Below are 25,311 nucleotides of genomic sequence, written 5' to 3'. Positions count from 1 at the left end.
CCATGGGACTCTTTGGCATCCTCCTCGCACTGGTACTGCTGATCGGGCTGGCCTACCGCGGCTGGAGCATCCTGCTGCTGGCGCCGGCGGCGGCCATGGTGACGGCGGCCGCCGCCGGGGAACCGCTGCTGGCCCACTGGACGCAGACGTTCATGGGCGGCGCGGCCGGATTCGTGGCGCAGTTCTTCCCCTTGTTTCTGCTGGGGGCGCTGTTTGGCAAGCTGATGGCCGACAGCGGGTCCGTCACGGCGATTGCCGACGCGATGACGCGCAAGCTCGGCGCGCGGCGCGCCATCCTGGCGGTGGTGCTGGCCGGCGCCATCGTGACCTATGGCGGCGTCAGCCTGTTCGTGGCGTTTTTCGTGCTGGCGCCCATGGCGCACGCGCTCTTCAAAGCGGCCGGGATCCCGGTGCGCCTGATGCCCGCGGCCATCCTGCTCGGCACGTCCACGTTCACGATGTCCGCGTTGCCCGGCACGCCCGCCGTGCAGAACGCGATTCCCATGCCGTTCTTTGCGACCACGCCGTTCGCCGCGCCGGGGCTGGGCATCATCGCCAGCGCGATCATGCTGGGCTTCGGGTTGTGGTGGCTGAGCCGTGCGGAAGCTTCGGCGCGGCGCGCGGGCGAGGGCTATGTCGCGCCGGCCGGTATGGCTGCCGACGTGTCCGACGATGTTCTGGTGCGCGAGCGTGCCACCGTCGCGCGCGAGTTCGATCCCGCCGAAATGCATCATGGCCAGCGCAGCCCCGACGCGCCGTCCACGCTGGTGGCAGCGGCGCCGCTCGTCGTTGTGATCCTGGTCAACCTGTTCATGACGCTCGTCGTTCTGCCGCGCATGGACACCGCCTGGCTGGCCGAGGCGCGCTGGGGCGGCACGAGCCTGGCTGCGGTGGGTGGGGTCTGGTCGGTGATCACCGCGCTGCTCGCTGCGATTGCCGTGCTGGTGGTGCTGAACTTCCGGCGTCTTCCGTCGCTGCGCGACACCATGGACGCGGGCGTGAACGCCTCGGCGCTTCCCCTGCTGAGCGTCGCGAGCCTGGTGGGATTTGGCGCGGTGGTCGCGTCGCTGCCGTCGTTCGCGGCGGTGCGCGACTGGGTGCTGTCGATCGAGGGCGGGCCGCTGGTGTCGCTGGCCGTCGCCACCAATGTGCTGGCGGCGCTGACCGGCTCGGCGTCCGGCGGCCTGACCATCGCCCTGCAATCGCTGGCCGCGACGTACATGGAACTGGCACAGACGCTGGGTATCGATCCGGCGCTGATGCACCGGGTGTCGGTGATCGGCGCGGGCACGCTGGACAGCCTGCCGCACAACGGCGCCGTGGTGACGCTGCTGGCTGTGTGCGGATCGACGCACCGGGACGGCTACATGAACATTGTCGTGGTGGGCATCGTGGGGCCCATCATCGGGCTGGCCGCCGTCATTGCGCTGGGTAGCGCGCTGGGGTCCTTCTGACGCCGGGCGGCGTGGCGCCGGTCAGGACAGCGTGCGCGCGGGCAACGCCGCCGACAGATCGTTCAGGCTGAATCCGCAGCATCGCGCCCGCTCGGCCAGCGTTTCGCTCTGTGCCAGCGCGCGGCTGCTTTCGTCCAGCAGCACGTCCAGTTGCTCTTGTGGCGTGGCGGCCATCGCCCACGCGCGGTCGGCAAAGCGGACGGCGAACTGGTCCACACAGGTTTTGCAGATGGCCGCGCCGTTCTGCTCGAGCAGCGGCGCGCCCTGCGCGAGCGTCGATTGGCAAAACAGACAGGCGAGGGCGTGGTTCATGCGTCGGGCAGCCGGTGCGAAAAGTGGGCAATGGCGGCCGCGCGGATGGCGGCGCCTGTCATTGAACAACGGCCGCGCACGCCCAGTCTTAAATCGCGATCCGGCCCCTTAATCGACGTTGAAGCCGCCCGGCCCGGCCTGCCCCAGCAGTTCGCGGGCGCATTGGACCGCTTCGCCCGGCGTCGCGACCGCCAGGAACGGCAGGCCGAAGGCCCGGGCCATCTTTTCGCCGCGCTTGCGCAGCTTGTCGAGCGCGCTGGTGTCACGCTCGACGGCGATGAAGGCCCGGCAGCGCGCGCGCAGCCGCGGCATGTTGGCCGTTTGCCATTCGATCATCGCCTTGCGGTCGTCGTGCGCGGCCTCGTGGCGGGTATCGGGCACCACCATGACGAAGCTGCGCGGGTTGTCCACCAGCAGCTCCATTTCGCGGATCCAGGAGGCCGAGTAGCCCAGCGGCGCGCCGCCGTGGCGGGCGGTCACGATGGGAAATTGCGACAGGTCGTGGAAGAAAAACTGATCGGGGTTCATTCGAAGGCTCCGTGGGGCAGGGCGGGATCGTCCTGGGCGCAGCCGCAGCTGCCGTAAAGCACCAGGCTGTAGGAATCCAGTTCGAAGCCGCTGCGGCGCGCGATCTTCCTGACCAGTTGCGCCATGGCCGGATCGCTGGATTCCCGGATCTGCCCGCAGCGCGTGCAGACCAGATGGTCGTGATGGCCCTTGTCGTTCAGTTCGAACACATTGGTGTGCGTATCGAGCTGGGTGCGTTTGAGCAGGCCGGCGTGCTCCAGTTGCGTGATCACCCGGTACACCGTGGCCAGGCCGATATTGCTGTGATCCGAGATGAGGCGGCGGTAGATGTCCGCGGCGCTCATGTGCTCGTCTGCGTGGCGGTAGAAGATGTCCAGGATCTTCATCCGCGGGAAAGTGGCTTCTTTGATGCCGGCGTCGCGCAGCCGTGTGTGGTCCATGTAGATTCTCCATCCGGGGGGCCGATACCCGGTTGATGAGAATGATGTACATTTTCAAATGGACCCGCTAACGGGAACCCGTCAATCTGTGCCTCAAACCTGCCAACCATGCTTCAAGCGGCTGCCGCACCCCCTCTGCCCGACGTCCTGCTGACGCCGTTCAGCCTGCGCAGGCGGCGGGAGTCGAAGGGAATCTCCGTGCCGGCGCACACCCACGCCGAGGGGATGCTGGTGCTGGTCCACGAAGGGCTGGTGATGGTGCAGTCGGGCGAGCGCGTGCTGACGGTGCTGCCGGGCAGTCTGGGATGGATTCCGCCCGGGGTGCAGCATGGCGCGCGCTGGTTCGGCGAGGCGCGCGGGTCATTCCTGCACGTGCACCCGGACGTCTGCGGACGCCTGCCGCCGAACTGCCGCGCGTGGCCGTCCTCCCGGCTGATCGAGGCGCTGGTCGAACGCTTTACGGAAGGCGGGTGGCAGGACGCGCCGCCGTCCTATCAGGCGCAGCTTTTCGATGTACTGCTGGAGGAACTGCGGCAGCGCACCTTCGATGCGACCGCGCCACTGCCGATGCCGGCCGATCCGCGCCTGCAGGACCTGGCCAACACGCTGCTGGACACGCCGGACGACACGGCGGGCATCGACGAATGGGCGCAGCGGCTGAACATGTCGTCGCGCACACTGATGCGGCGTTTTCGCCAGGAGACCGGCGTGACGTTGGGGCAGTGGCGCCAGCAAGCCCGGTTGCTGCGGGCGCTGGAGATGCTGTTCCGGGGCGGATCGGTCACGCAGGCCGCGCTGTCGGTCGGGTATGAAAGCACCAGCGCGTTCATTGGCAGCTTCCGCACGGCGTTCGGCATGACGCCGACGCGGTATCTGGCGGATCGCGGTTAGGGGGGGGACGCGGTCAGGGGTAGCGCAGTCAGGCGGCGGCGGGCTGGTCCGGATGCAACGGGCCTTCCGGGTCGTTCTCGGCGTCCGGCCGGGGCGGCACCGGCGCCAAGCCGAGCGACAGCCGCAGACGCTGGCAATCCGGATTGGGTGAGCCGTCCGGCATCCAGATGTCGAACTCGCGGCACGGCGTGGGCCGGCTCTCGTAGATGTCGCAGTGGATGCCCGGCTTGCCCAGCTCGCCGCGCAGCGAAATGCAGCGTCCGCCGCCCATTTCCGTGCCCTTCATGCAGGCGCGCAGGGGGCTCATCTGGGTGACCAGTTCCAGCGGCACGTGGCCGCCGTTCTCGCCGGCGAGCTCACCGACGTAAAACGACACGCGAAAGTGCGCGCAGCAGGCGCCGCAGTCCAGGCAAGGATTGGCGGACGGGTCGTCGCCGGCCAGCACCGCGGGCGATACGAACGAAACGAGCGAAGTCAGTGGCAGGGACATGGGCATGGGTCCGAAGGCCGGAAATATTATCTGGATTTGCGTTGCGGCCGCTACGACTTTTTTCAGGGACGTTGCAGGAGTAGCATCGGTACCCTGTCAGCCTTGAGGAGCGCTTTCTTGTCCGCGAAAACCGATTTTCCAGATGGCCTGGCGCGTTGCGGCTGGGTGGACACGTCGGCCGAATACATGGCCTATCACGACACCGAATGGGGCCGCCCCGAAGGCGACGATCGCGCGTTGTTCGAACAGCTCTGCCTGGAAGGTTTCCAGTCGGGACTTAGCTGGCGCACCATCCTGAACAAGCGCGAGGCCTTCCGCCGCGGCTTCGCCAACTTCGATCCCGCAAAGCTTGCCAGCTTCGGCGAACCGGAAGTCCAGGCGCTGCTGGCGGATGCGGGCATCGTGCGCCATCGCGGCAAGATCGAAGCCATGATCAACAACGCGGCCCGGGCGCTCGAAATGATCGATCGCGAGGGATCGTTGGCCGCGTATTTCTGGCGCTTCGAAGCGCCGCCTTCCAAGGTATCGACCTACGGCGCCTCGACGTCCGAGCAGTCCGAGGCCCTGTCCAAGGCGCTCAAGAAGCTGGGCTGGAAGTTCGTGGGGCCCACCACGGTCTACGCCTTCATGCAGTCCGTGGGCATGGTCAACGACCACAGCCCCGGCTGCCATTGCCACGCAGTCATCGAGAAAAAGCGCAAGGCGTTCGTGCGGCCGGCGGGCTGACGCATTGCGCCGAATGGCGCGCGTCAGGCCGGGCGGCCGTTCTCCAGCCCGGTTTGCACCGGCGCCTGCCCGGGCAAGCTGTAGCGGCCCTCGCGGTAAGCCCAGCTTGGCCACAACGCATGCGCCAGCGCCTCGGTCGCCAATTCGGGGTTCAGCGGCGCGGGGGCGTAGTCCTCGGGCGCGGTGTAGCGGTACTGCACCGCGGGCTTGTTGGGCGCCAGCACCAGCAGGTCGTCGCCCTTCAGGTATCCGTACGTGCTGTCGTACTGCATGATCGCGCGTCCCGGCGCGCTGCGTGTGAGATCGTGCCCGATCATCGGGTGTTCGGTGTCCACGCCAATCAGCGATAGCAGCGTCGGGGGCAGGTCGATCTGGCTGACCAGGCGGTCGTCGCGGCGCGCCTCGACGCCGGCGCCCAGGATCACTGCGGGGATATGAAAGTGGCGCACCGGCACCAGGCTGGCGCCAAACACGCGCGAGTCGTGGTCCGCCGCCACCAGGAAGACGGTGTTCTCCCAATACGGCGACGCCTTGGCCCGTTCAAAGAAACGGCCCAGTGCCCAGTCAGCGTACCGCACCGTGTTCTCGACCGTGGCGGGATTGCCGTCGGTCTCGATGCGGCCGGCCGGATATTCCCACGGCGTATGGTTGGACACGCTGAACGCCAGCGTGAAGGTCGGCCGGTCGCCGTCCTCGCGCAGCAGGCGGTCCAGCTGATTGAACATGTCCTCGTCCGAGGCGCCCCAGGTGCCAACGAACGCCGGGTCGACAAAATCGGCCCGGTCCACAATCTGCTTGAAGCCGTTGCCCAGGAAGAAGCCCTTCATGTTGTCGAAGTGCGACTCGCCGCCATAGATGAAGCGCGAGTGATACCCGTGGCGGCCCAGCAGATCCGCCAACGAGAAGAACCCGCGCTGCGACCGCGGCAGCTTCAGCACCGCCTGCGCGGGTGTGGGCAGAAATCCGGTGGTCACGGCTTCCAGGCCGCGCACCGACCGGGTGCCGGTGGCGTAGGCGCGCGTGAAGGTCCAGGCGTCGCGCGCCAGCGCGTCCAGCTCCGGCGTCAGGTTGGCGCCGCCCAGGGCCGCGCTGTACTGGGCGCCCAGGCTTTCTTCAAGAATGATGACCAGGTTGAGCGGACGATGCGTCTTGCGCGTGGCCGGCTGGCGGTGCAGGCTGGGGTAGTCCGGGTTCGGGGGCGGATACGGCAGTCCGGACTGCGCCAGCACCAGCGCGTGCATCTCGTCGTCGTCCATGCCGCCATACACGGCGGAGGCCGACTTTTCGTTCTTCATGCTGTAGACCGCGTAAAACACGTTGTACAGCGAATTCAACGCCAGGGTATTGAGCATCCCATCGGAGCTGTAGGCCACCGAAGACGGGTTGATCGGACGGTGGCTCAGCGTGCCGCGGATGGCCAGAATCACCACCGCCAGGATCGCCACGCTGGCAAGCGGCATCTGCCACCACGTCAGCGGCGCGTCGGGACGCGCATGGCCCAGCAGGGTCCACGCAGCCCAGCCGATGACCGCCAGCGCGCCCAGCCCGCCCAGCAGCGCGCCCTTGTACCCGCGCCACAGCATCCCGGAAACCTCGCGCGGATGCTTCAGATATTCGACAAACAGGCGATTGGGACGGGAGTCGTATTCGATGATGAAGGGCGGCGTCGCCACTTCCAGAAACGCCAGCAGCACAAATGCCACCAGATACCAGCCGGCGGCGATGTCCGCCGCCAGGGGGATGTGGCCAAACAGCGGCGACAGCACGGCCGGCAGCGCCGCCAGCACTGCGATCTGATGCGCGTCGATGCGCAGGCCCCGCAGCAGCAAGGGCGCAAGACCGCCGGCATTGCGCACGCGCTGCCATTGCCACAGCGCAAGCGCCAGGCGGCTGAGCGTCAGCAGCGCGAACGCCGCCAACACGAAAATCAAGGTTGAATGCCGCATCGGGCCTCCAGGTTGTCCTGCTTCACCGCCCAGCTCGGGCAGATTCGGTCATTTGGCATTGGAACCGCGCCGGCGTCAAAAATTCTGAGAAGGCGCCCGATGTGCCTGCATTTCGCCGTCCTTAGTCGTCTCTCTTTGTAACGGCGCAGACGATGCGCAGGCACGTCGCTTGCTGCGCAGCGCTGCGGGCGGTCGCGCCGAGGCCATATTTACACGGCGCGCACGCCCGGAAAAATCCGCACACATTATGGCGTCGTTCCGTCCGACCGTCGCAACAGGCCGCGATACCCTGGGGTAGTGAGACCGGCCAGCGGTGTGCGGCCGGCAGCCAAGCCAAGGATAGTAACCATGACGCGCACAAGAAAAATCGCGATCGGGATTGTAGGGGGCATTGCCCTGGTGGTGGCGGTATTGGTGATCGTGATCGCCACCTTCGACTGGAACCGCGCCAAGCCCATGATCAATGAACGGGCCACCGCCGCCATGGGCCGCCCCTTTGCGATCAACGGCGACCTGAGCGTGCGATGGCAGCGGGAGGCGGGTGAAGGGGGCTGGCGATCCTGGGTGCCATGGCCGCGCGTGGTCGCCAACGACATCACGATCGCCAATACAGAGTGGGGCAAGGCGCCGCATTTCGCCACGCTCAAGCGCGCGGAATTCAGCCTGTCGCCCTTGCCGCTGCTGGCGCAGCACGTCGTCATTCGGCACATTCAATTGACGGAACCGGCCGCCGATCTGGAACGGCAGGCCGACGGCCGCGCCAACTGGGTCTTCACCCTGCCGGAATCGGGCGAGCCGTCGCCCTGGGTGCTGGACATCAACGAGATCGGATTCGACAAGGGGCGCGTCGGTTATGCCGACGACATGCTCAAGGCCGACCTGACCGTGCTGATCGATCCGCTGGGCAAGCCCGTGCCGTTTGCGGACGTGACGGGTAAATTGTTCGTGCCTGAGGACGGTACGGCCCCGGCGCCGCGCGACTATGTGTTCGGCTGGAAGGTCGACGGCAAATACAAGGGGCTGGCCACCAAGGGCGAGGGCAAGGTCGGGGGCATGCTGGCCATGAAGGACCCCAAGCAGCCGTTCCCCTTGCAGGCGGACGTATCCATCGGCGGCACGCGCGCATCGGTCGCGGGCACGCTGACCGATCCCGTGAACCTGGGCGCGTTGGACCTGCATCTGAAACTGTCCGGCTCGTCCATGGCGCAGCTCTACCCGCTGACCGGCGTGACGCTGCCGGACACGCCGCCCTACAGTACCGATGGCCATCTGGTCGCCAAGCTGCAGAATCCCGGCGGCGCGGTGTTCGACTACAAGAACTTCAACGGCAAGGTCGGCGACAGCGACCTGCATGGCGACATCACCTTCGCGTTGGGCGCGCCCCGGCCCAAGCTGACCGGCAAGCTGTCGTCCAAGCTGCTGCAAATGGCCGACCTGGGTCCGCTGATCGGCGTGCCGTCCGGCGGCGGCTCGAAGGCGGCCGTTGACAAATCCAAGGACGCGCCCGCCAAGCCCAAGGGCGGCAAGGTCCTGCCGACGCAGGAGTTCCGCACGGACCGCTGGCGCGACATGGACGCGGACGTCTCGCTGGACGCCGCGCGCATCGTTCATGACAGCAAGCTGCCGCTGTCCAAGCTGTCGGTGCACGTCATTCTGCAGGACGGCAAGCTTGCGCTGGACCCCCTCAGCTTCGGCATGGCAGGCGGCACCATGAACGCCACCGCGCGCCTGGACGGGTCGCGCGCGCCGCTTACCGGCCGCATCGACATGCACGCGCGCCGGCTGCAGCTCAAGCAGCTCTTTCCCTCGGCCGAATCCATGCAGAAGACGCTGGGCGAGCTGAATGGCGACCTGGCGATCAGCGGCACTGGCAACTCCGTGGCGGCATTGCTGGGCTCGGCGACGGGCGACGTCAAGATGCTGGTCAACGACGGCGTCATCAGCCGCAGCCTCATGGAGCTTGCCGGTCTGAACGTCGCGAATTACGTGGTCTCCAAGCTGTTCGGTGACGACGAAGTGAAGATCAACTGCGGCGCGGCGGACCTGGAGTTGAAGAGCGGCGTCATGACGCCACGCATCTTTGTTTTCGACACCGACAACGCATTGATCACGATCACCGGCTCGGCCAACTTCAAGGACGAGACCATGGATCTGGACATCGATCCCGACAGCAAGGGGTTCCGTATCTTTTCGCTGCGCTCGCCGCTGTATGTGCGCGGGACGTTCGGATCGCCCGACGTGGGCGTGCATGTCGCCCCGCTGGCGGCGCGCGGCGCGGGCATGGTGGCGCTCGGCGTGCTGCTGACGCCGGCGGCTGGGCTGCTAGCGCTGATTGCGCCCAGCGCCAACGACGAGAACGCGTGCGGGCCGCTGCTCGAGCAGATGCGCAAGCCGCCGAAGGCGCCGCCGCCGCCCAAAAAGTAGGGTGTCAGCCCCCGGGCATCAGCCGGAAGCCGCCGGGCGCGGCCTCGTCGGCCGCGCACACCACATCGCGGCCATGGTTCTTGGCGTGGTAGAGCGCCTGGTCTGCGCGTTCGAACACGGCCTCAAGTGTGGCGCCCTGTTCCGGATAGTGCGCCACGCCCGCCGAGATGGTGATGGGGGCGGGCAGGGGCGTCGCCTCCGGCGAGGCCAGGCGAGTGCGCAACCGCTGCGCAATCGCGATGGCCGCCGCCATGCTGGCGCCCGGCAGCAGCATGACGAATTCCTCGCCACCCGGCCGCGTCAGCACGTCATCGCTGCGCGACCCCTCGCGCATCACGCCCGCCAGCGCCTGCAAGGCCTGATCCCCCGCCGCGTGGCCGTAGCGGTCATTGATGCGCTTGAAGTGGTCGATGTCGATCGCCACGATGGCCACCGGCGTGCCTTCGGCGCCCAGCAGCGCCAGCGCCTCGTCCATGCCGCGGCGGTTCAGCAACCCGGTCAGCGTGTCGGTCGTGTTTTCACGGCGCAGGTCGCTTAGCTTGTGATGAAACGACGCCAGCCCCATCAGCAGCGCGCGCCGCAATTGCGCGGCCTCGAAATACCACGAACGCACGGCGCGGATGCGGTCCGCGGAATCCGGGTCCTGCATCCGCTTGGCAATGCTGGCCATCTGGCCCAACGGGCGCGCGATCCAGCGCGACAACAGCCAGATCAACGCCACCGATAGCAGCAGCAGGGGCAAGGTGTTGCGGGCGGTGGCCATCAACAGGTCCGTCAGCGGGGCGAGCGTGCTGTCCACCGGACGCTGCGCGATGATGCTCCAGCCGGTGCTGGGCACGGGCGCAAAGCCCGCCAGCATGTCGCGGCCCTCGCTGTCGATGAAGCGCCGCTCGCCCGTCTCGCCGCGCCGCGCCGCGGCGAAGGTCTCGTTATCGGGAGCCGGCTTGCCCAGCTGGGCGCTGTTGGGGTGGTAGATCAGCGTGCCCTTGCGGTCGATCACGTAAAGAAATGAATCGTCGCGGTAGAAATGCTGGTCCAGCAGACGATCCAGCAAATTGTCCTCGTGCAGATAAAGCGATCCCGCGATGAATCCGAGATAGCGGAAATCGCGGGAAAAGATGGGTTGGGTGTAGAGGATCTGCCAGCGGCCGTTGCTGGCCTGAAACGGTTCGCTGATCGTGGGCTTGCGCGCGGCAAGCGCCTGCTTTACCGCATTGCTGACCAATTGATGTCCCAGCAATTGCGGATACGACGGCGACACCGCCAGCACCTTGCCCTGGGGCGATGCGACAAAGCTGGAATTGAAAAGCCCCAGCTGCTGCTCCTGCCGCCGCGTTTCCTCGGCCATGCGTTCGGGGTGGCTTTCCATGCCGGCCAGTTCATCAGCGCTGTAGGAAAGGTAGCGATGAACATCGTTCAGCAACGCATCGGTGGTCAGCGCCAGCTTGGACGCGTAGATGCGGTTCGTGTCCATGGCATTGCGCAGCAGCAGATCGCGCTGCACCAGATAGCTGGCATGCAGGCCGCCCGCAAGCACCACAACGACCGACAGCAGGCTGATCCACAGGATGAGACGCCGCAGGTCGACGCGGAACATGACGGTATCCGTCAGTTGCGGGCGCGGCCCGGCGGCACGCCGGAGGGCGGCGGGGCGTCGCAGATCAAGGCGTCCCACGCGCGCATCGCCTGCCGGGCCACGGCCTGCAATGTCTTGCGGCTGGCGCCGTCGCGCGCCTGGATGGACATGCCATGCAGGACCGTCGTGTAGAACGCGGCCAGCCCCTTCAGGTCCGTCCCGGCGGGCAATTCGCCTTGCGCGGCGCCGGCGTTCAGACGCGCGAGGATGCGGCTTTGCATCTCGCGCCGGTTGTCTCCCAGAAAATTCCCCACGCCGGCCTGGTTGTCGCAACCCGCAGGTGCGCCCAAGACGATCATGCAGCCGGGCGGCAGGCCAGGGGCCGTGAAACGTTCGGCCGACGCCAGCAGCATTGCCTGCACCGCATCGCGCGCAGTCGGCGCCGCAAGCAGCGCGCGCCGCGCCGAACCGCCTTCGGTCTCGCGGTAGAGCTCGACGGCTTCGCGAAAGAGGCCTTCCTTGGAACCGAAGGCGCCATAGAGGCTGGGCGAGTTGATGCCCATCGCTTCCGTCAGATCGGTCAGCGATGCCCCTTCATATCCCTTCGACCAGAAAACCTCCATGGCCTTTTGCAAGGCCTGGGCACGGTCGAAGTTCCGCGGGCGCCCACGTTCAGCCATGCCCGCGATTTTACTCGCGCCGCCTATTTTGTGTTGATCGCTAAAAAATTGTTGACCACGGCGAGGTTGCACGGCGATGATATTTGTACCGATCACTACAAAACGAGATTGACCATGCAGAACTTGAACGGAAAAGTGGCTTTCGTCACCGGCGGCAGCCGAGGCATCGGCGCCGCCATTGTTCGCCGCCTCGCCGCCGACGGCGCGGACGTGGCCTTCACCTATGTCAGCGCAACATCGGCCGCACCCGCCCAGGCGCTGGTGCAGGAGTTGACGGCGCTAGGCCGCCGCGCCAAAGCCATCCAGGCCGACTCTGCGGACGCCGCCGCCGTCAAACGCGCGGTCGAAGACGCCATCCGCGAGCTCGGTCCCATCGACGTGCTGGTCAACAACGCCGGCATTTTTCTGGCCGGGCATGTCGCGGACACCAGCCTGGATGACTACGAGCGGACGATGGACATCAACGTGCGCGCCCCTTTCGTCGCCATCCAGGCGGCGCAGGCCGCCATGCCCGATGGCGGCCGCATCATCAACATCGGCAGCTGCCTGGCTCCACGCGCGGGCCGCGCGGGCGTTGCGCTGTACGCTGCCAGCAAATCGGCATTGGTCGGACTGACGCAAGGCCTGGCGCGCGATCTGGGTCCGCGCGGCATCACCGCCAATGTTGTGCACCCGGGTCCCATCGACACCGACATGAACCCGGCCGATGGAGACCGCGCGGCTGATCTGGTTGCCGTGCTGTCCTTGCCTCACTATGGTGAAGCCCGCGACATCGCGGGGATGGTCGCATTCTTGGCTGGACCCGAAGGCCGCTATGTCACGGGCGCCAGCCTTGCGGTGGACGGCGGGTACGCGGCCTGATGTAGTCGTTTCTAAAACTTTTTCGCCACCCGACTTGCACAAACAAAAAAATCCCCATATAATCTTTCTTCTTCGCGGCACACACATAACGAAACGCTACAGCGGCAACGCAGCAGCAGATCAAAGTGAGTGACTCGCAGGGCTGTTAGCTCAGTTGGTAGAGCAGCGGACTCTTAATCCGTAGGTCGAGTGTTCGAGCCACTCACAGCCCACCAGAATTCTTTGGCAGTACGTGCAAAAAAAGCCCACCGGTTCCGGTGGGCTTTTTGCGTTCTACTACCTGAAAATCGGCAGAGGACGGCATGGAGGAAGACGCATGTACGACATCATCGGCGACATCCACGGAGAAGACCTGAAGCTCGACGGGCTGCTGCGTAGTCTCGGCTATGTTCCGGCGGGCAAAGGGTACAAAGCCCCCCAAGGCCGTCAGGCAATATTCCTTGGCGATCTGGTGGATCGAGGCGCGGGGCAGCGCCGTGTCCTGGAAATTGTCCGCGCCATGATGGACGACGGCCAGGCCTTGTGCGTCATGGGCAACCACGAATTCAACGCCATCGGCTATGCCATCGAAGACCCCCACCATCCCGGCGAGTTCCTGCGGCCCAATCGCGGCGACTCGGCGACGTGCCGCAAGAACCGCAAGCAGCACGGTGCCTTCATCGATCAGATAGGCGAAGGCAGCCCGGAGCATGCCTCCTGGGTCGCCTGGTTCCGCCAATTGCCGCCGTGCATGGACTTGGGCGGGATTCGCGTTGCGCATGCGTGCTGGGATGACCGTGCCGCCAAAGCGTTGGCGGACGCGGGTTGGGTGCCTGGCAAGCCATTGGATGACGCCATGCTGGTGGCCATGCATCAACAGGGCACGGAGCTGGAGCAAGCCAGGAAGCTGCTCACGTCAGGAATGGAGTTGGCGTTGCCTGACGGCCGCTACATCGAGGACAAGGAGGGGCACCGCCATCACCATGTGCGGCTTGCCAATTGGCGCGATTGGGCCAGTGCCTTGCATGAGGTCGCCTTGGTGCCGGCTGGCCAGGAGGAGCAGATTCGCGGGCTGGCATTGCCAGAGGGCTTTTGCCGGACGCCGCTCTCCGGCGCGCCCGTTTTCATCGGCCACCATTGGTTCAAGGGGCAGCCCAAGATCGAGAGCGGCAAGCTTGCCTGCCTGGACTGGTCGGCCGCTGCGGGCGGTCCGCTGGTGGCGTACCGCTGGGATGGCGAAGACACGCTGTCCAACGGAAAGCTGGTCTGGGAAAGGGAATAGCGCCGCGACGGCCTTCAAGCCATGATCCGCAGCGCCGTCTCAATCCCGAACGTCTGCGCAAACTGCTGCGCCGCCATCGGTTTTCCGAAAAGATACCCCTGACCCTCTTCGCAATGCTCGGCCTGCAGCCGTTCGCGTTGCTCGTCGGTTTCGATGCCTTCGGCGATGGTGTTCAGGTCAAAGCTGCGCGCCACATCCAGAATGGCGCGGACCACCGTGGCGTCCTGGTTGGATTCCAGAATCCCGCTGACGAACGAGCGGTCGATCTTGATGCGCGTGATCGGATGCGTCTTCAAAAGACTGAGCGACGCATACCCGGTGCCGAAGTCGTCGAATGAAATGCCCACGCCCTGGGCGCGCAGGCGCTGGAGCGTTTCCAGCACCGTGTCGTCGCTGTTCAGCACGATGTTCTCGGTGATCTCCAGTTCCAGCGCCTCGGGCGGCAGGCCGTGCCGGGCAAGCGTTTGCGCGACTTCGGCCGCCAGGTCGCCCTCGCGGAATTGCACGCTGAAGAGGTTCACGGCGATGCGGAAATCGTGCATGCCGCTACGTCGCCAGAACGCGGCCTGGCTGCACGCTTCGTTCAGCACCCATGAGCCGACCGTGCCCGCCAAGGGGCCGCCTTCCAGTGATGGCAGGAAGACGCCCGGCGCCAGCAGGCCCAATTGCGGATGGCGCCATCGCAACAGCGCCTCGGCGCCAGTCAGTGAGCCGGTCGCCAGATTGATCTGCGGTTGATAGAAGAGCAGGAATTCGCCTTTGGCGACCGCGCGGTGCAGCTCCATGCCGTACAGGCGCCGCGCCACGGCTTCCAGGCGCAGGTTGGGGGCGAAGACAAAGATGCGGCCGCGGCCGACCGTCTTGGCTTTGACCAATGCGAGATCGGCGTTGCCCACCAGTTCCAGCGCTTCGTGCGCATGCAGCGGGGCCAGGGCCACGCCGCAACTCGCGGTCAGGCGCAGCTCCTGGCCTTGGATCGATATGGGTTCGGCAATGCGCGCCAGCGCCTGTTGCGCCAGTTCCGTTGCCTGTTTCAGGTCGCCGACGTCGTGCTGCAGGATGGCGAACTCGTCGCTGCCCAGGCGCGCGACCGTGTCGCAGGGGCCCGCCGTGCCGTCCAGGCGCGCCGCGAGCTCCCGCAGGATCGCGTCGCCGACCGCATGGCCCATCGTGTCGTTGATGTCCTTGAAGCCGTCCAGGTCCAGCATCAGGATGGCGGCGGCGCACGGATGTGCCAACACGTCTTCCACGCGCCGGTAGAAGACTCCGCGGTTGGCCAAGCCGGTCAGCGGATCGAAACCGGTCAGTTTGCGCGCGTCGTCGTCATGGCGCTTGTGCGCGGGCGTGTGGCCGGGCCGCTGCGCGGTTGCGCGCTTCGTTCGATGTCCGGCCGCTGGCGGTTTGGCCCGCGCGCGGGCAAGTTCGGCGCTGACTTCGACACGCCGCAATTCCAGGCGGTCGGCCGCCATGCGGGCCAGCTCGCGCAGGCGTTCCTTGTCGTCCTCGCTGAAATCGGCGTGGGGTTCCGTGTCGATGATGCACAGCGCGCCCAGCGGATGGCCGTCCGGTGAGCTCAGGGAAACGCCGGCATAGAACCGGATGCTGGCTGGGCCCGAGACGAGCGGATTGTCGTGGAAGCGTTCATCCTGGCGCGCATCCGGCACGACCATGACGTCGTCCTGCAAGACCGCATGGGCGCAGAAAGAGACGTCTCGGCGCATGTCGGTGTCGCCGACGCCTATGCTGGCCGCGAAAAACACATGATCGCTGCCGACCATGTTGATGGCCGACACCGGCATGTTGAACATGCGCGATGCAATGCGCACGACCGGGTCCAGGCTGGGCAGCGGATGCTGCGGATCGAGCCCGTATTCCGACAGGGCGCGCAGCCTTTCGGTTTCGGTCGGCAAAGGTGGGGGGCATTTCATCTACAGCCTCCTTTCTATTTCTCCTCGTGCTGCGCCGTCTGGTTCCCCCGGCGTTGCGCGGGCAAGCCGCGCAACTGCCAACCGCATTGCCGCGCCGCCATTGCTGACCACGCGGCGGGTGGTGTCGCCGATCAATGCGTGTTTGTCCTGCGCTACAGCGAAACCGACGCCACATTTGCCGGAGGCGTCGGCGGGAGAACCAGTTTCGAAGTGTGACGCGGCTGAAAAATTATGGAAGACAAATCTGTAACTGATTCTTCCGACATATGAATTTATCGCACATGCCTGCGATTTTCCAGCTGGCGGCGCGCGTTTGACCTCACCCCCCCGCGTTACACCACCCACGCGTCAAAAGCATTTCCAGGCGCCAAAAATCGACCATTTTCTTGCGCGGAAGGCTTCAGCTTGCATTCATCGTTGCGTCATACGCGGCAAACAGAATGCGGGCCTCGATCAGCCTCCACGGGAAAAAGGAAAATGAAGCACTGGAATCGGAATGCGCTGGCCTGCGCAATGATGAGCGCGATGGCGCTAGTTGCGGGCTGCGGCGGGGACAACGACAGCGATAACAGCAGCGACCCCGAAACGCCGCCCATCACCGAACCTCCCGTGCAGCCTCGTCCGCTGGAGCTGACGATTCTCCACATCAATGATCACCACTCCACGCTGGACGGCAAGGACCGCACGCTGACCCTGAAGAACGCGGCCGGGATCGATACCGAAGTGACCGTGTCCGCCGCCGGCATGCCGCGCGTAAAAGCCGCCATCGACCAACTGGCCGCCAACTCGCCGAACGTGCTCAAGCTGCATGCGGGCGACGCGCAGACCGGCACGCTGTACTTCAACCGCGCCGGCGCGCCGGGCGAGGCCGATGCCGCGCTGATGAACACGGTTTGCTTCGACGCCATGGCGGTCGGCAACCACGAATTCGACAAGGGCGACGACGGCCTGAAGCGCTTTGTGGACTTCCTGCATGCCGGCGCCTGCCAGACGCCGGTTCTTAGCGCGAACGTCAATTTCGGCGCGAGCTCGCCGCTCAAGGGCTCCGACCTGATCAAGCCCGCCGTCGTGGTGGAGCGCGATGCGCAGAAGATCGGCATCGTCGGCCTGACCATCGCCAGCAAGACCAAGGAATCGTCGAGCCCCAACGCGGACACGACGTTCACGGACGAAGCCGTGGCCGCGCAGGCGCAGATCGACGCCCTGCGCGCCAATGGCGTCAACAAGGTCATCCTGCTCAGCCACATCGGCTACGGCTACGACAAGGAAGTGATCGCCAAACTGAGCGGCGTCGATGTGGTAGTGGGCGGCGATTCGCACACGCTGCTGGGTCCCGACTCGATGAAGACGATGGCCGTGGGCACGCCGGGCGGCGCCTATCCCACCCGTCTGGCCGACAAGGACGGCAAGCCGGTCTGCCTGGTGCAGGCCTGGGAATACTCGCAAGTCGTGGGCGAACTGAAGGTCAGCTTCGACGCCAACGGCGACGTGACGAACTGCGCTGGCACGCCCCACGTGCTGATCGGCGCCGACTACCGCGTCAAGTCGGGCAGCGCCCTGGTTGCGGCCTCCGATGCCGATCGCGCCGCCTTCAAGGCCGGCGTCTCGGCCAGCGGCTTCCTGCGCGAGCAGACGCCGGACGCCGCCGCGCTGTCGGTGTTGCAACCGTTCAAGGCCAAGATCGACATCTTCAGCAAGACCAACGTCGCCCAAGTGCCGCTGGAACTGTGCTTCCGCCGCATTCCGGGTCCCACGCCGACCAGCAACGCGGCCAGCCCCGCATGCGAGAGCGAAGGCAACGTGGCCCTGCGCGGCGGCGACATCCAGCAGTTGGTGGCGCAAGCCTATCTGGACGTGGCCAACGCCGAATACGGCGGCGCCGACATGACCCTGCAAAGCGGTGGCGGTGTCCGTCGCGCGTTGAACGGCACCGTGACGGCCGCCGACGTGATCGCTGTCGTGCCCTTCGGCAACATGCTGTGGCGCCTGGACCTGACCGCCAACGAGGTCAAGTCCATGATCGAGGACGGCCTGGACGCCACGTACAAGCCGGGCGGCAAGGACGGTCCTTACCCGTACGCGGCCGGCCTGCGCTGGGACGTGACCGCCTCGAACGCCAAGGGCAGCCGCGCCAGCAATATCCAGTACCTGGACCAGGCCACCAGCACGTGGCTGCCGCTGGACAACGCGCGCACCTATCGCCTGTTTGTGCTCAGCTTCAATGCGACCGGCGGGGATGGCTACACGACGCTGGCCAACGTGCCGGCCGAGCGCCGTTCCGACATCGGCGTGCTGGATGCGGATGTGTTCCAGGCCTACATCGACATGCAGACCAAGGATGTGGGCACCGGTCTGCCGGTTCTGAACCGCATCGACAACGACCGGTACAGCACGCATAACTGGCTGCCGTGATTGTCACAATACCTTGAACACCGGCTGACTCGTACCGGTCTTACCGACCGAGGGATGGCGGCCGGCGGCAAGCCAGCACATCACATCGAACGTCAGTTCAGAGCCCGTGGGAGCGCGTTCGCCGAAGGTCGCGAGCACTTGCGATACGGTGGCGGGCGGACGCCTGGCGCTGGATGCGCAAGGGTCGCAGCCAGTCCATCGAGTTCACCGCCAAGCCTTGGGACGAGTCGGTGCTGGTCGATGACGATATCGTTAATGCCCGACATCCGCTCGCTGCCCATGGGCGGCAGCGGTTCAAATCCTGTAAAAGCGAATAACTGACAAGGCGCACGCATGAACAGCAACGAAGGGATCCCGGTATCGGTCTACACGCGATGGCACCAGTTGTCGGTGCCCCTGGCGTTCGCGTTGGCCGCCGGCAGCTTCATGCTCGTGGTGTTCAATCGCGGGCCGATCGGACTGGCCGCCGTGCTTGCCGTGCTGGGCCTCTTCGTGCCGCCGTTGGTTGCGTTCAAGGGGTTTCCCACGCGCAATGATGTCAAGGTGACGGCCGAAGGTCTGGAGTTTTCGCGCGGCAAGCCCATCGCCTTCGGCGAGCTGGCCAGTTGGGGCACGGACGATTACCTCAAGCTGGTCCGTCGCGGCCTGCCCACCGTGCTGGTCAGCGCGGTGGACCTGCCCCGGCGTGAGCGCCTGTTGCGCGAGTTTGAGCAGGCATTGGCGGCGTGGCAACAGCGCCAGCCGGCCGGTACGCAGGCGGCGCGCCGCACGCATTTCTATGGTTCCACCGGCGGGCGTCTGGTCGGCTTGGGAATCACCGCCCTGGGCGCGGGATCGGCCATCATGGCGCTGAACCTGCGCGAGCCATCGGTGTCGCTGGCCATCGTCGGCGGGCTCGGGGCGTTGTTCGGGTTGGCGATGGTGTTTGGCCGGCGCGGGTGAGGCGCGCCGATCCGCCCTGGGAAAGCGCGTATTGCTTACTGGGGCTGGTGCGCGCCACGCGTACAAAATGTTGCCCGGCGCCCCATTTACGCTTGCTAGCATGATCCTCGCCGGAATGATCCGGCATTCGGATGGATGGACAGTGGAGGTTGCCATGAATTCAAGAAGAACACTCAACCGGATCGCCGTGTTTGCGGCGGCGGGCGCCTTGATGGCTGGTTGCGCGACGCAACAGCAAACGAACACCGCTGTCGGTACGGGCGCGGGTGCGGCCTTGGGCGCGGGCATCGGCGCTTTGATCGGGCACGGCAAGGGCGCCGCGATCGGGGCCGGCATCGGCGCGGTGGCGGGCGGCCTCGTGGGCTACAACTGGAAGGTCGTGAAAGATGACGTGCAGAAGTCCGGCGCGTCGTCGCTCGGCATCGACGTCGTCGAAATGCCCGACGGCAGCCTGAAGGTCAATATTCCGAGCGGCGTATCGTTCGATACGGACAAGACGCAGCTCAAGCCGGCGTTGCTGCCGGTGCTGGACAGCGTGGCGCGTTCGCTGAATCAGCACCCTGAACTGCGGGCCAAGGTGGTCGGCCATACCGACAGCACCGGCGCGCTGGCGCATAATCAGACGTTGTCGGTGAACCGCGCCAAGAGCGTGACGGATTACCTGGCCAAGCAGGGCGTGGCTGGCACGCGTCTGTCGGTGGAAGGCCGCGGCCCGAACGATCCGATCGGCGACAATGCGACCGCCGAAGGGCGCGCGCTGAACCGGCGCGTGGAGATCTACCTGTACGCGGTCCAGCAATAAGCGCGGGCGCGTCATTTGCTGTCAGGCGGTTGGCGCGATGCGCCGCCGCCTTTCTTTACGGAGTCTGACATGAGCGATTTTCCCCCCGCCCGCATCGGCACCGATATCGCGATTGCCGCGCTCACCGGCTGGCAGGCCGTGGCCGAGCGCGATGCCATCGAAAAACGCTACCGCTTTCCCAATTTCAATGCCGCGTTCGGCTTCATGGCGCGCGTCGCGATGTTCGCGGAAAAGCTGAATCATCACCCCGAATGGACCAACGTCTACAACCGCGTGGATGTGACGCTGACCACGCATGACGCCGGCGGCGTGACCGAGCTGGACGTGCGGATGGCGCAGTTCATGGACGAAGCCGCCGAGCACGCGGGCGCGACTGCGCCGAAAGCGCAGCCCTGATCACTGCCCTGAACGCAGCCGGCCCGGCGCTCAGTCCGCGGCGTCGCCGGCCTCGGCTTGCAGGTGGCCGATCAGGCGATCCAGCATGTCGCCGAATTGCCGCTGTTCGTCGGCGGTCAGGCAGTTGAAGATGTCGTCGTTGCGGCGCGCAATGAGGTCGATGATGCGGCGGTAGTGCGTCAAGCCCTCGGCGGTCGGCGCCAGCACGACGCCACGTCCGTCCGACGCCGATACCGTTTTCTCCACCAGCCCGCGATCCACCAGCGCCTGCGCGGATCGGCTGGCCTGGCCCTTGTTCAGGTTGGCGGCGCGCGCCAGGTCATTGACCGAGAGCGGCGCAAACCGGCCGATGGCGGCAAGGCAGCGCGCCTCGCCCAAGGGAATGTCGCAATCCTTCAGATAAGCCCGATTCGTGTCCCGGTCCGTGATCTTGTTGAGCACGTGCAGGCGGTAGGTGAGGAATCGTTCCAGAGGGGGCGTTTTCACGTCGGGCGGGCGGGGTCGGCGCCCGCGGAAGAGGAGACCGGATAGTTTGCCATGGCGCCGTCCTCGAGACTGGCGGCTTCCGCCTGCGCCAGCAGCGCCAGAGCTTCCTGCGCGGAAGGCAGGCGGCTCAGCAACGACAATCCGAGGATCGACAGAAAGAGTGGCGCGCGCGCTTCGCCGACGCGCGTCAGCGCCTGCGCCATGCTGGTGTAGACCTGGTCCAGTGATTCGTTGTTCATGCTTGGCCTTTCGGGGTGGCGTTCAAGTTCAGCGAGGGGTAGTAGGGCGCTAGCGCCGCGCGCAGTTCACCGGCGGCGGGCGCGATCCAGCGCCCCAGCACGTAGCCGTCCGGACGGAGCAGGTAGACGGAGCCTGTTTGATTGCCGTAACGCGCGGCAAGCTGGCCGTGCGGGTCGGCCAGGCCGTCGTCGCCCGCGTGCAGCACCCGCAGCGGATGCGGCGCGTCTTGCGTGTCCGCAGCCAGTGTGTTCAACGCCGCCGACAAAGCCGCATCGGGCGCAATGGCCAGCGCGACGAAGCCCGCGCCAAAGCTGGCGGTCAGGTACTGCGGCTTGTCGCCGTCTTGCAGCAGCACGTCGGGCGCGGGCTGTCCGGGCGCGGCGGCCGGGCCGGCTTCTGGCGCGCGGTCCTCGCGGTTCAAGGGCGAGGTGTCATAGGAGATGGGCGCGGACTGGCGCGGATTGATGAGCGACCGTACGCCGTCGTCCACCAAGGCCAGGCGCAGCGCGGCCTCGCGCATCAGCCGGAAGCCGAAATCCGGCGGCGCCATGAATTCCGTGCTTTTCGCACCATAGGCCAGGTTCTGCCGCGTGGCATGCACGCGTTCGATGCTGTAGCTGTCCAGCAGGGTGTCGGGCGACTGGCCCTTCAGCACCCACGCCAGCTTCCATGCCAGGTTGCCGGCGTCGTCCAGCCCGGAATTCAGGCCGCGCACGCCGAAGATGGGCACGAGGTGGCCTGCGTCGCCCGCGAACAGCACGCGGCCGTGGCGGTAGCGGTCCAGCGTCAGGCACTTGGCGTTGTAGATGGAGATCCAGAGCGGCTTCCAGGGCGCGGTCTCGCCGATCATGTCCAGATGGCTTTGCACGCGCGGCAGCACGTTTTCCGGCTTGACGGCCTCGTCGGGATCTTCGTCGTCGCGGATCTGGTAATCGACGCGCCAGACGTTGCCGGGCTGGCGGTGCATCAGCAGCGTGGAGCCGGGATTGGACGGCGGATCGAACCACGCCAGGCGCTCGACGGGCCGTTGCGATTCCTGTTCGATATCGACGATGACGTAGCGGCCTTCGTACTGCATGCCTTCCAGCTTCAGGCCCATGGCTTCGCGCACCGTGCTGCGCCCGCCGTCGCAGGCAACAAGCCAATCGGCGCGCACCGTCTGGCGGGCGCCGTCCGCCTCCACCTCGACCGATACGCCGTCCGGACCGGGCTGCACGGCAGTGACGCGTGCCGAGCAGGCGAGGGTGGCGCGGCCGGGATGGCGCCGCATGGACTGGTGCGCGAATTCCTCCACGTAGTACTGCTGGATGTTCACCATCGGGGCGTACCTCTGCAGGGGATCGTGCGGCATCTGGAAGTGCAGGACTTCGCGGTCGCGGTAATAGCTGCGCCCGCCTGTCCAGGCCAGACCGGTGTCGATCAGCGGCCGGTCGGCGCCGATCCAGCTCAAGATCTCCTGCGACCGGCGCGACATGCAGATGGCGCGGCTGCCGCTGCAATAGCCTTCATCGGCCTCTACGGTGAGCGAGGCAATGCCGTACTCGGCGAGCAGGGCGGCCAGGGTCAGACCGACCGGACCGCCGCCGGCGATCAGGACGGGAACGTGCGAAGGGAGCGTCATGCCGTCTCCAGAATTTGGTTGTTTGCGCAACTATATGCGCGGTATGTTGCGCACGCAACCAATTTTTCAAGGCGATAAAAAACCCGCCAGTGGGCGGGTTTGGGGGTCAATTCAGGCCGGCGAGAGGCCTTCATTCAGGGGCGCATGCTTCAGTTCGGCAAGTCTCAGTTGCGTACGTTGTAGATGCGCATCGCCTGCTGTTTCTGGTTGGGGTCCAGCACACGCAGCACCACGACCCTTGCGGTAAAACCGTCGGGCAGCTTGAGCTGGCCCAGCGCGTAGTCGTAGCGATCGACCGTGAGCGCGGGGCCTTCCGGCGTCACGGTGGCGGCGCGGCCGTTGGGGTAGGAGCCTTCGATGGCGAAGGTCAGCGTGCCCTTGAACGGCGCGCCCGTGCGGTCTTCGCGCATCACCAGCACCTGATAATCCAGCAGGCCGGGGGCGCGCTTGAAGGTGGCCGAACGGATGCCGAGATTGCCGCCGCGGGGGTCGGGCGGCATGGCGTCCTGGAACAGCACCAGTTCCTTGTTCAGCGTTTCGATCTTGGCGCGGCTTTCCGCCAGGTCGCTGGTCAGCTTTTCGTGGCCGGACTTGTTGGCGTCGCGCTGCTGCGTGGCTTCTTCAAGTTGGGTCTGCAGGCGCTGGCGCTCCATGTTGGAGGCGCTGAGCTCGCTGTGCAGCTGTTCGGATTGTTCGACGGTCAGGCGTTGCGGGCCGTAGTTGGTTTGCAGGAAGAGCACGCCGCCCGCGCCAAGCGCAATGCCAACCATCAGCAGGACGAGCCAGCGCGGCATGCGGCGCGTGCGTTGCCCCGGCTGGTATACGGAGGGCTTGAACGTGGCCCGTTGCGATCTTCCAAACATCCCCATTCCTAGAAAACTTCCTGTGTATATGCCTGTCGGCAAGCGGCGCGCGCATGCCAAAGCGTCAGAGAATACCCCGTTAGCCGGGGGCGATGCGTGCGCAGACAAGCCTCGTTGCGCACCTTGATATTGTGAAATATGTGGGTGTCAGGCGGCCGTGCCAGCCAGTTCCGCGTCCAGGTCCGCAAGCCGTTGCGGGGTGCCGACATCGGTCCATCGGCCCGAATGACGGGCGCCGCGCACCCGGTCCTGGCCCATCGCCTGCCTGAGCAGCGGCGCCAGCGGCGCTGCGGCGCCGCGCGGGACATCCGCGAACAACGAAGGATGGTAGACGCCCACGCCGGCAAAGGTCAAACGCGGCTCGCCCTGTGCCAGCACGCGCCCATCGGCCGTCAGGATGAAGTCGCCGGCAGGATGGTGCGCGGGGTTGTCCACCAATAGCAGCCAGGCGCCGCCGTGCGTGGCGAGGGGCGCGGCGTGTTGTGCGGCGGCCGGATCCCAGTCGCACCAGATGTCGCCATTGATGACGAGGAACGGGTCGTCGCCGAGAAGGGGGAGCGCCTGCGCAATGCCGCCCGCGGTTTCCAGCGCGGTGGCTTCGGCCGAATAGCGGATGCGCACGCCGAGCGCCGCGCCATCGCCCAGCGCGCGTTCGATTTCGTGGCCGAGCCAGGCGTGGTTGATGACGATGTCGCGGATACCGGACGCGGCCAGGCGTTCCAGGTGCCAGACGATCAGCGGCTTGCCGCCCACCGGCAGCATGGGCTTGGGCAGGCGGTCGGTCAGCGGGCGCATGCGTTCGCCGCGGCCCGCGGCGAGGATCATGGCGCGCATCAGAACGTGTATCCGACGCTGACCTGGCGGTCGTCCAGGCGGTCCAGCAGGCGCAGGAGCGGCGTGAAGACGCCGTAGCGCTGCGCCACCTGACGGACGTAGCCGTTCACGCGCGGCATGTGCGCCAGATAGTGCGCTTTGCCGTCGCGATGGTTCAGACGGGCGAAGACGCCCAGGATGCGCAGGTTGCGCTGCAGCCCCATCCATTCATAGGCGCGGTGGAAGTCGGCGAAATCGGCATCGACGGGCAGGCCGGCGGCGCGCGCCATTTCCCAGTAGCGGATCGCCCAGTCAAGCTGCTGCGGTTCTTCCCAGGTGGTCCGGGCGTCGGTCACCAGCGACGCCAGGTCGTAGGTGATGGGGCCGGCCAACGCGTCCTGGAAGTCGATGACGCCGGGGTTGGGTCCGTACTGCGGCTGGTCGCAGACCATCAGATTGGGCGAATGAAAATCGCGGTGCACCAGCACTTGGGGCTGTCCGCCATTGCTGGCCGACAGCAGGGCGAAGATCTTTTCGAGGGCGTTGGCGGTCTTGTCGTCCAGCGTGACGCCGTGATGCTTTTGCACGTACCACTCGGGAAACAGCTTGAGTTCGTCGGCCAGGCGCGCGCTGTCGTAAGTGCCCAGGCCGGCGGTCGAGGCCTTTTGCAGCTTGACCAGGGCGGCCAGCGCCTCGCGGTACAGCGTCTGCAACTGGGCGTCGTCCAGTCCATCCTGGATGCGCTGGTAATAGGTTTGTTCGCCCAGATCGGACAACAGCAGCAGGCCCTGGTCCAGGTCCTGCGCCAGCACCGCCGGCACGTTCAGCCCGGCGTCCGCCAGCAGTTTGTCCACGTGCAGGAAGGGGCGGCAGTCCTCGTGTTGGGGCGGGGCGTCCATGACAATCAGGGTGCGCGATCCGGCGTCCAGCCTGAAGTACCGGCGAAAGCTTGCGTCAGCTGACGCGGGGCGCAGCGTCTCCACGGCCAGGTTCAGGGCAGGGGGCAGGCCTTGCAGCCAGTTGCGCACCTGCGCCAAGCGGGGGTCGTGATCGTTTTTCAAGGAAGATCCGTGTCAGAAGGGCAAAATTGCGGAAAATTCGATTTGGCGAACATAAGGCTGGGCGTTGTTCGCGGCTTCTCTATAATACCGGCTCATTTCCGTCAGCATTGGCCCCCCGTGGGCGCCTTTGTCCGGCTCTCCCATGGTCAAAAAGGGCT

Annotated in this window: 24 protein-coding genes and 1 tRNA gene; 11 read left to right on the top strand and 14 right to left on the bottom strand. The window is 66.1% G+C overall.

All coding sequences use genetic code 11. From position 1 onward, the window contains the following. Positions 1-2: 2 nt before the first annotated feature. A complete protein-coding gene (locus ASD71_RS21150; protein WP_056569215.1) occupies positions 3-1,454 on the top strand; it encodes a GntP family permease in 1,452 nt (483 codons plus the stop codon). 21 nt (positions 1,455-1,475) lie between these two features. Here the strand turns inward: ASD71_RS21150 and ASD71_RS21145 are convergent, their stop codons facing one another. The 3 genes from ASD71_RS21145 to ASD71_RS21135 form a co-directional block, all read right to left on the bottom strand. Next, positions 1,476-1,766 (bottom strand): ClpX C4-type zinc finger protein, encoded by a 291-nt coding sequence (locus ASD71_RS21145; RefSeq protein ID WP_056569212.1) that lies wholly within the window; start codon positions 1,764-1,766, stop codon positions 1,476-1,478. Positions 1,767-1,874: 108 nt separating this feature from the next. Continuing rightward, positions 1,875-2,294 carry a hypothetical protein gene (locus ASD71_RS21140; RefSeq protein ID WP_056569209.1) on the bottom strand — a complete coding sequence of 140 codons (420 nt, stop codon included), beginning with the start codon at positions 2,292-2,294 and terminating at the stop codon, positions 1,875-1,877. Further along, positions 2,291-2,734: a Fur family transcriptional regulator gene (locus tag ASD71_RS21135; protein ID WP_056569206.1), complete on the bottom strand. Its 444-nt coding sequence runs from the start codon at positions 2,732-2,734 to the stop codon at positions 2,291-2,293. Before ASD71_RS21135 ends, ASD71_RS21140 begins: the two co-directional genes overlap by 4 nt. Positions 2,735-2,842: 108 nt before the next feature. On the opposite strand from ASD71_RS21135, the gene ASD71_RS21130 reads away from it, so the two are divergent. Continuing rightward, positions 2,843-3,625 (top strand): AraC family transcriptional regulator, encoded by a 783-nt coding sequence (locus tag ASD71_RS21130; RefSeq protein WP_082579007.1) that lies wholly within the window; start codon positions 2,843-2,845, stop codon positions 3,623-3,625. Positions 3,626-3,653: 28 nt separating this feature from the next. Here ASD71_RS21130 and ASD71_RS21125 read toward each other — a convergent pair whose 3' ends face one another. Then, positions 3,654-4,115 (bottom strand): YkgJ family cysteine cluster protein, encoded by a 462-nt coding sequence (locus ASD71_RS21125; protein ID WP_056569542.1) that lies wholly within the window; start codon positions 4,113-4,115, stop codon positions 3,654-3,656. A gap of 117 nt (positions 4,116-4,232) precedes the next feature. On the opposite strand from ASD71_RS21125, the gene ASD71_RS21120 reads away from it, so the two are divergent. Continuing rightward, complete coding sequence (locus ASD71_RS21120) at positions 4,233-4,841, top strand: DNA-3-methyladenine glycosylase I (protein ID WP_056569198.1); 609 nt, start codon at positions 4,233-4,235, stop codon at positions 4,839-4,841. 23 nt (positions 4,842-4,864) lie between these two features. Here ASD71_RS21120 and ASD71_RS21115 read toward each other — a convergent pair whose 3' ends face one another. Then, positions 4,865-6,787: an LTA synthase family protein gene (locus tag ASD71_RS21115; protein WP_056569196.1), complete on the bottom strand. Its 1,923-nt coding sequence runs from the start codon at positions 6,785-6,787 to the stop codon at positions 4,865-4,867. A 348-nt stretch (positions 6,788-7,135) separates the two neighbouring features. Here ASD71_RS21115 and ASD71_RS21110 point away from each other — a divergent pair, with 348 nt between their 5' ends. Continuing rightward, on the top strand, positions 7,136-9,211 hold the full coding sequence (locus tag ASD71_RS21110; protein ID WP_056569193.1) for an AsmA family protein: 2,076 nt from the start codon (positions 7,136-7,138) through the stop codon (positions 9,209-9,211). A gap of 4 nt (positions 9,212-9,215) precedes the next feature. Here the strand turns inward: ASD71_RS21110 and ASD71_RS21105 are convergent, their stop codons facing one another. Both ASD71_RS21105 and ASD71_RS21100 read right to left on the bottom strand, forming a co-directional pair. Then, positions 9,216-10,808, bottom strand: coding sequence for a sensor domain-containing diguanylate cyclase (locus ASD71_RS21105; protein WP_056569190.1), 1,593 nt, complete (start codon positions 10,806-10,808; stop codon positions 9,216-9,218). 11 nt (positions 10,809-10,819) lie between these two features. Further along, entirely contained in the window at positions 10,820-11,467 is a 648-nt protein-coding gene (locus ASD71_RS21100) for a TetR/AcrR family transcriptional regulator (RefSeq protein ID WP_056569187.1), read from the bottom strand. A gap of 114 nt (positions 11,468-11,581) precedes the next feature. Between ASD71_RS21100 and ASD71_RS21095 the strand changes: the two genes are divergently transcribed. From ASD71_RS21095 to ASD71_RS21085, 3 genes are all read left to right on the top strand, one after another. After that, positions 11,582-12,328 carry a 3-oxoacyl-ACP reductase family protein gene (locus ASD71_RS21095; protein WP_056569185.1) on the top strand — a complete coding sequence of 249 codons (747 nt, stop codon included), beginning with the start codon at positions 11,582-11,584 and terminating at the stop codon, positions 12,326-12,328. A 139-nt stretch (positions 12,329-12,467) separates the two neighbouring features. Continuing rightward, positions 12,468-12,543 (top strand) — tRNA-Lys (locus ASD71_RS21090). 101 nt (positions 12,544-12,644) lie between these two features. Beyond that, a complete protein-coding gene (locus tag ASD71_RS21085; RefSeq protein WP_056569183.1) occupies positions 12,645-13,589 on the top strand; it encodes a metallophosphoesterase in 945 nt (314 codons plus the stop codon). 14 nt (positions 13,590-13,603) lie between these two features. On the opposite strand, the gene ASD71_RS21080 is transcribed toward ASD71_RS21085, so the two are convergent. After that, on the bottom strand, positions 13,604-15,517 hold the full coding sequence (locus ASD71_RS21080) for a bifunctional diguanylate cyclase/phosphodiesterase (RefSeq protein WP_056569180.1): 1,914 nt from the start codon (positions 15,515-15,517) through the stop codon (positions 13,604-13,606). Positions 15,518-15,994: 477 nt separating this feature from the next. On the opposite strand from ASD71_RS21080, the gene ASD71_RS21075 reads away from it, so the two are divergent. From ASD71_RS21075 to ASD71_RS21060, 4 genes are all read left to right on the top strand, one after another. Beyond that, positions 15,995-17,929: a bifunctional UDP-sugar hydrolase/5'-nucleotidase gene (locus tag ASD71_RS21075; RefSeq protein ID WP_056569177.1), complete on the top strand. Its 1,935-nt coding sequence runs from the start codon at positions 15,995-15,997 to the stop codon at positions 17,927-17,929. 333 nt (positions 17,930-18,262) lie between these two features. Continuing rightward, a complete protein-coding gene (locus ASD71_RS21070; protein WP_056569174.1) occupies positions 18,263-18,871 on the top strand; it encodes a hypothetical protein in 609 nt (202 codons plus the stop codon). Between the two features lie 154 nt (positions 18,872-19,025). Further along, positions 19,026-19,673 carry an OmpA family protein gene (locus tag ASD71_RS21065; RefSeq protein ID WP_056569172.1) on the top strand — a complete coding sequence of 216 codons (648 nt, stop codon included), beginning with the start codon at positions 19,026-19,028 and terminating at the stop codon, positions 19,671-19,673. 69 nt (positions 19,674-19,742) lie between these two features. Further along, positions 19,743-20,069, top strand: a complete 327-nt coding sequence (locus ASD71_RS21060) for a 4a-hydroxytetrahydrobiopterin dehydratase (RefSeq protein WP_056569168.1) — start codon at positions 19,743-19,745, stop codon at positions 20,067-20,069. Between the two features lie 30 nt (positions 20,070-20,099). On the opposite strand, the gene ASD71_RS21055 is transcribed toward ASD71_RS21060, so the two are convergent. From ASD71_RS21055 to ASD71_RS21030, 6 genes are all read right to left on the bottom strand, one after another. After that, positions 20,100-20,555: a MarR family winged helix-turn-helix transcriptional regulator gene (locus ASD71_RS21055; protein WP_056569165.1), complete on the bottom strand. Its 456-nt coding sequence runs from the start codon at positions 20,553-20,555 to the stop codon at positions 20,100-20,102. Further along, a complete protein-coding gene (locus ASD71_RS21050) occupies positions 20,552-20,794 on the bottom strand; it encodes a hypothetical protein (RefSeq protein WP_056569162.1) in 243 nt (80 codons plus the stop codon). Before ASD71_RS21050 ends, ASD71_RS21055 begins: the two co-directional genes overlap by 4 nt. Then, positions 20,791-22,416 carry an FAD-dependent monooxygenase gene (locus tag ASD71_RS21045; RefSeq protein WP_056569159.1) on the bottom strand — a complete coding sequence of 542 codons (1,626 nt, stop codon included), beginning with the start codon at positions 22,414-22,416 and terminating at the stop codon, positions 20,791-20,793. Before ASD71_RS21045 ends, ASD71_RS21050 begins: the two co-directional genes overlap by 4 nt. 164 nt (positions 22,417-22,580) lie before the next feature. Next, positions 22,581-23,279 (bottom strand): DUF6776 family protein, encoded by a 699-nt coding sequence (locus ASD71_RS21040; RefSeq protein WP_056569156.1) that lies wholly within the window; start codon positions 23,277-23,279, stop codon positions 22,581-22,583. Positions 23,280-23,426: 147 nt separating this feature from the next. Beyond that, on the bottom strand, positions 23,427-24,113 hold the full coding sequence (gene murU / locus ASD71_RS21035; protein ID WP_056569152.1) for an N-acetylmuramate alpha-1-phosphate uridylyltransferase MurU: 687 nt from the start codon (positions 24,111-24,113) through the stop codon (positions 23,427-23,429). Next, a complete protein-coding gene (locus ASD71_RS21030) occupies positions 24,113-25,153 on the bottom strand; it encodes an aminoglycoside phosphotransferase family protein (RefSeq protein ID WP_056569149.1) in 1,041 nt (346 codons plus the stop codon). Before ASD71_RS21030 ends, murU begins: the two co-directional genes overlap by 1 nt. Positions 25,154-25,311: the final 158 nt, after the last annotated feature.

This window comes from Achromobacter sp. Root565 (genome assembly GCF_001427425.1).
Classification (GTDB): Bacteria; Pseudomonadota; Gammaproteobacteria; order Burkholderiales; family Burkholderiaceae_B; genus Achromobacter; species Achromobacter spanius_D.
Note: the sequence above shows the minus strand (reverse complement) of the source record. Positions and strands in the feature narration are given on the sequence as shown.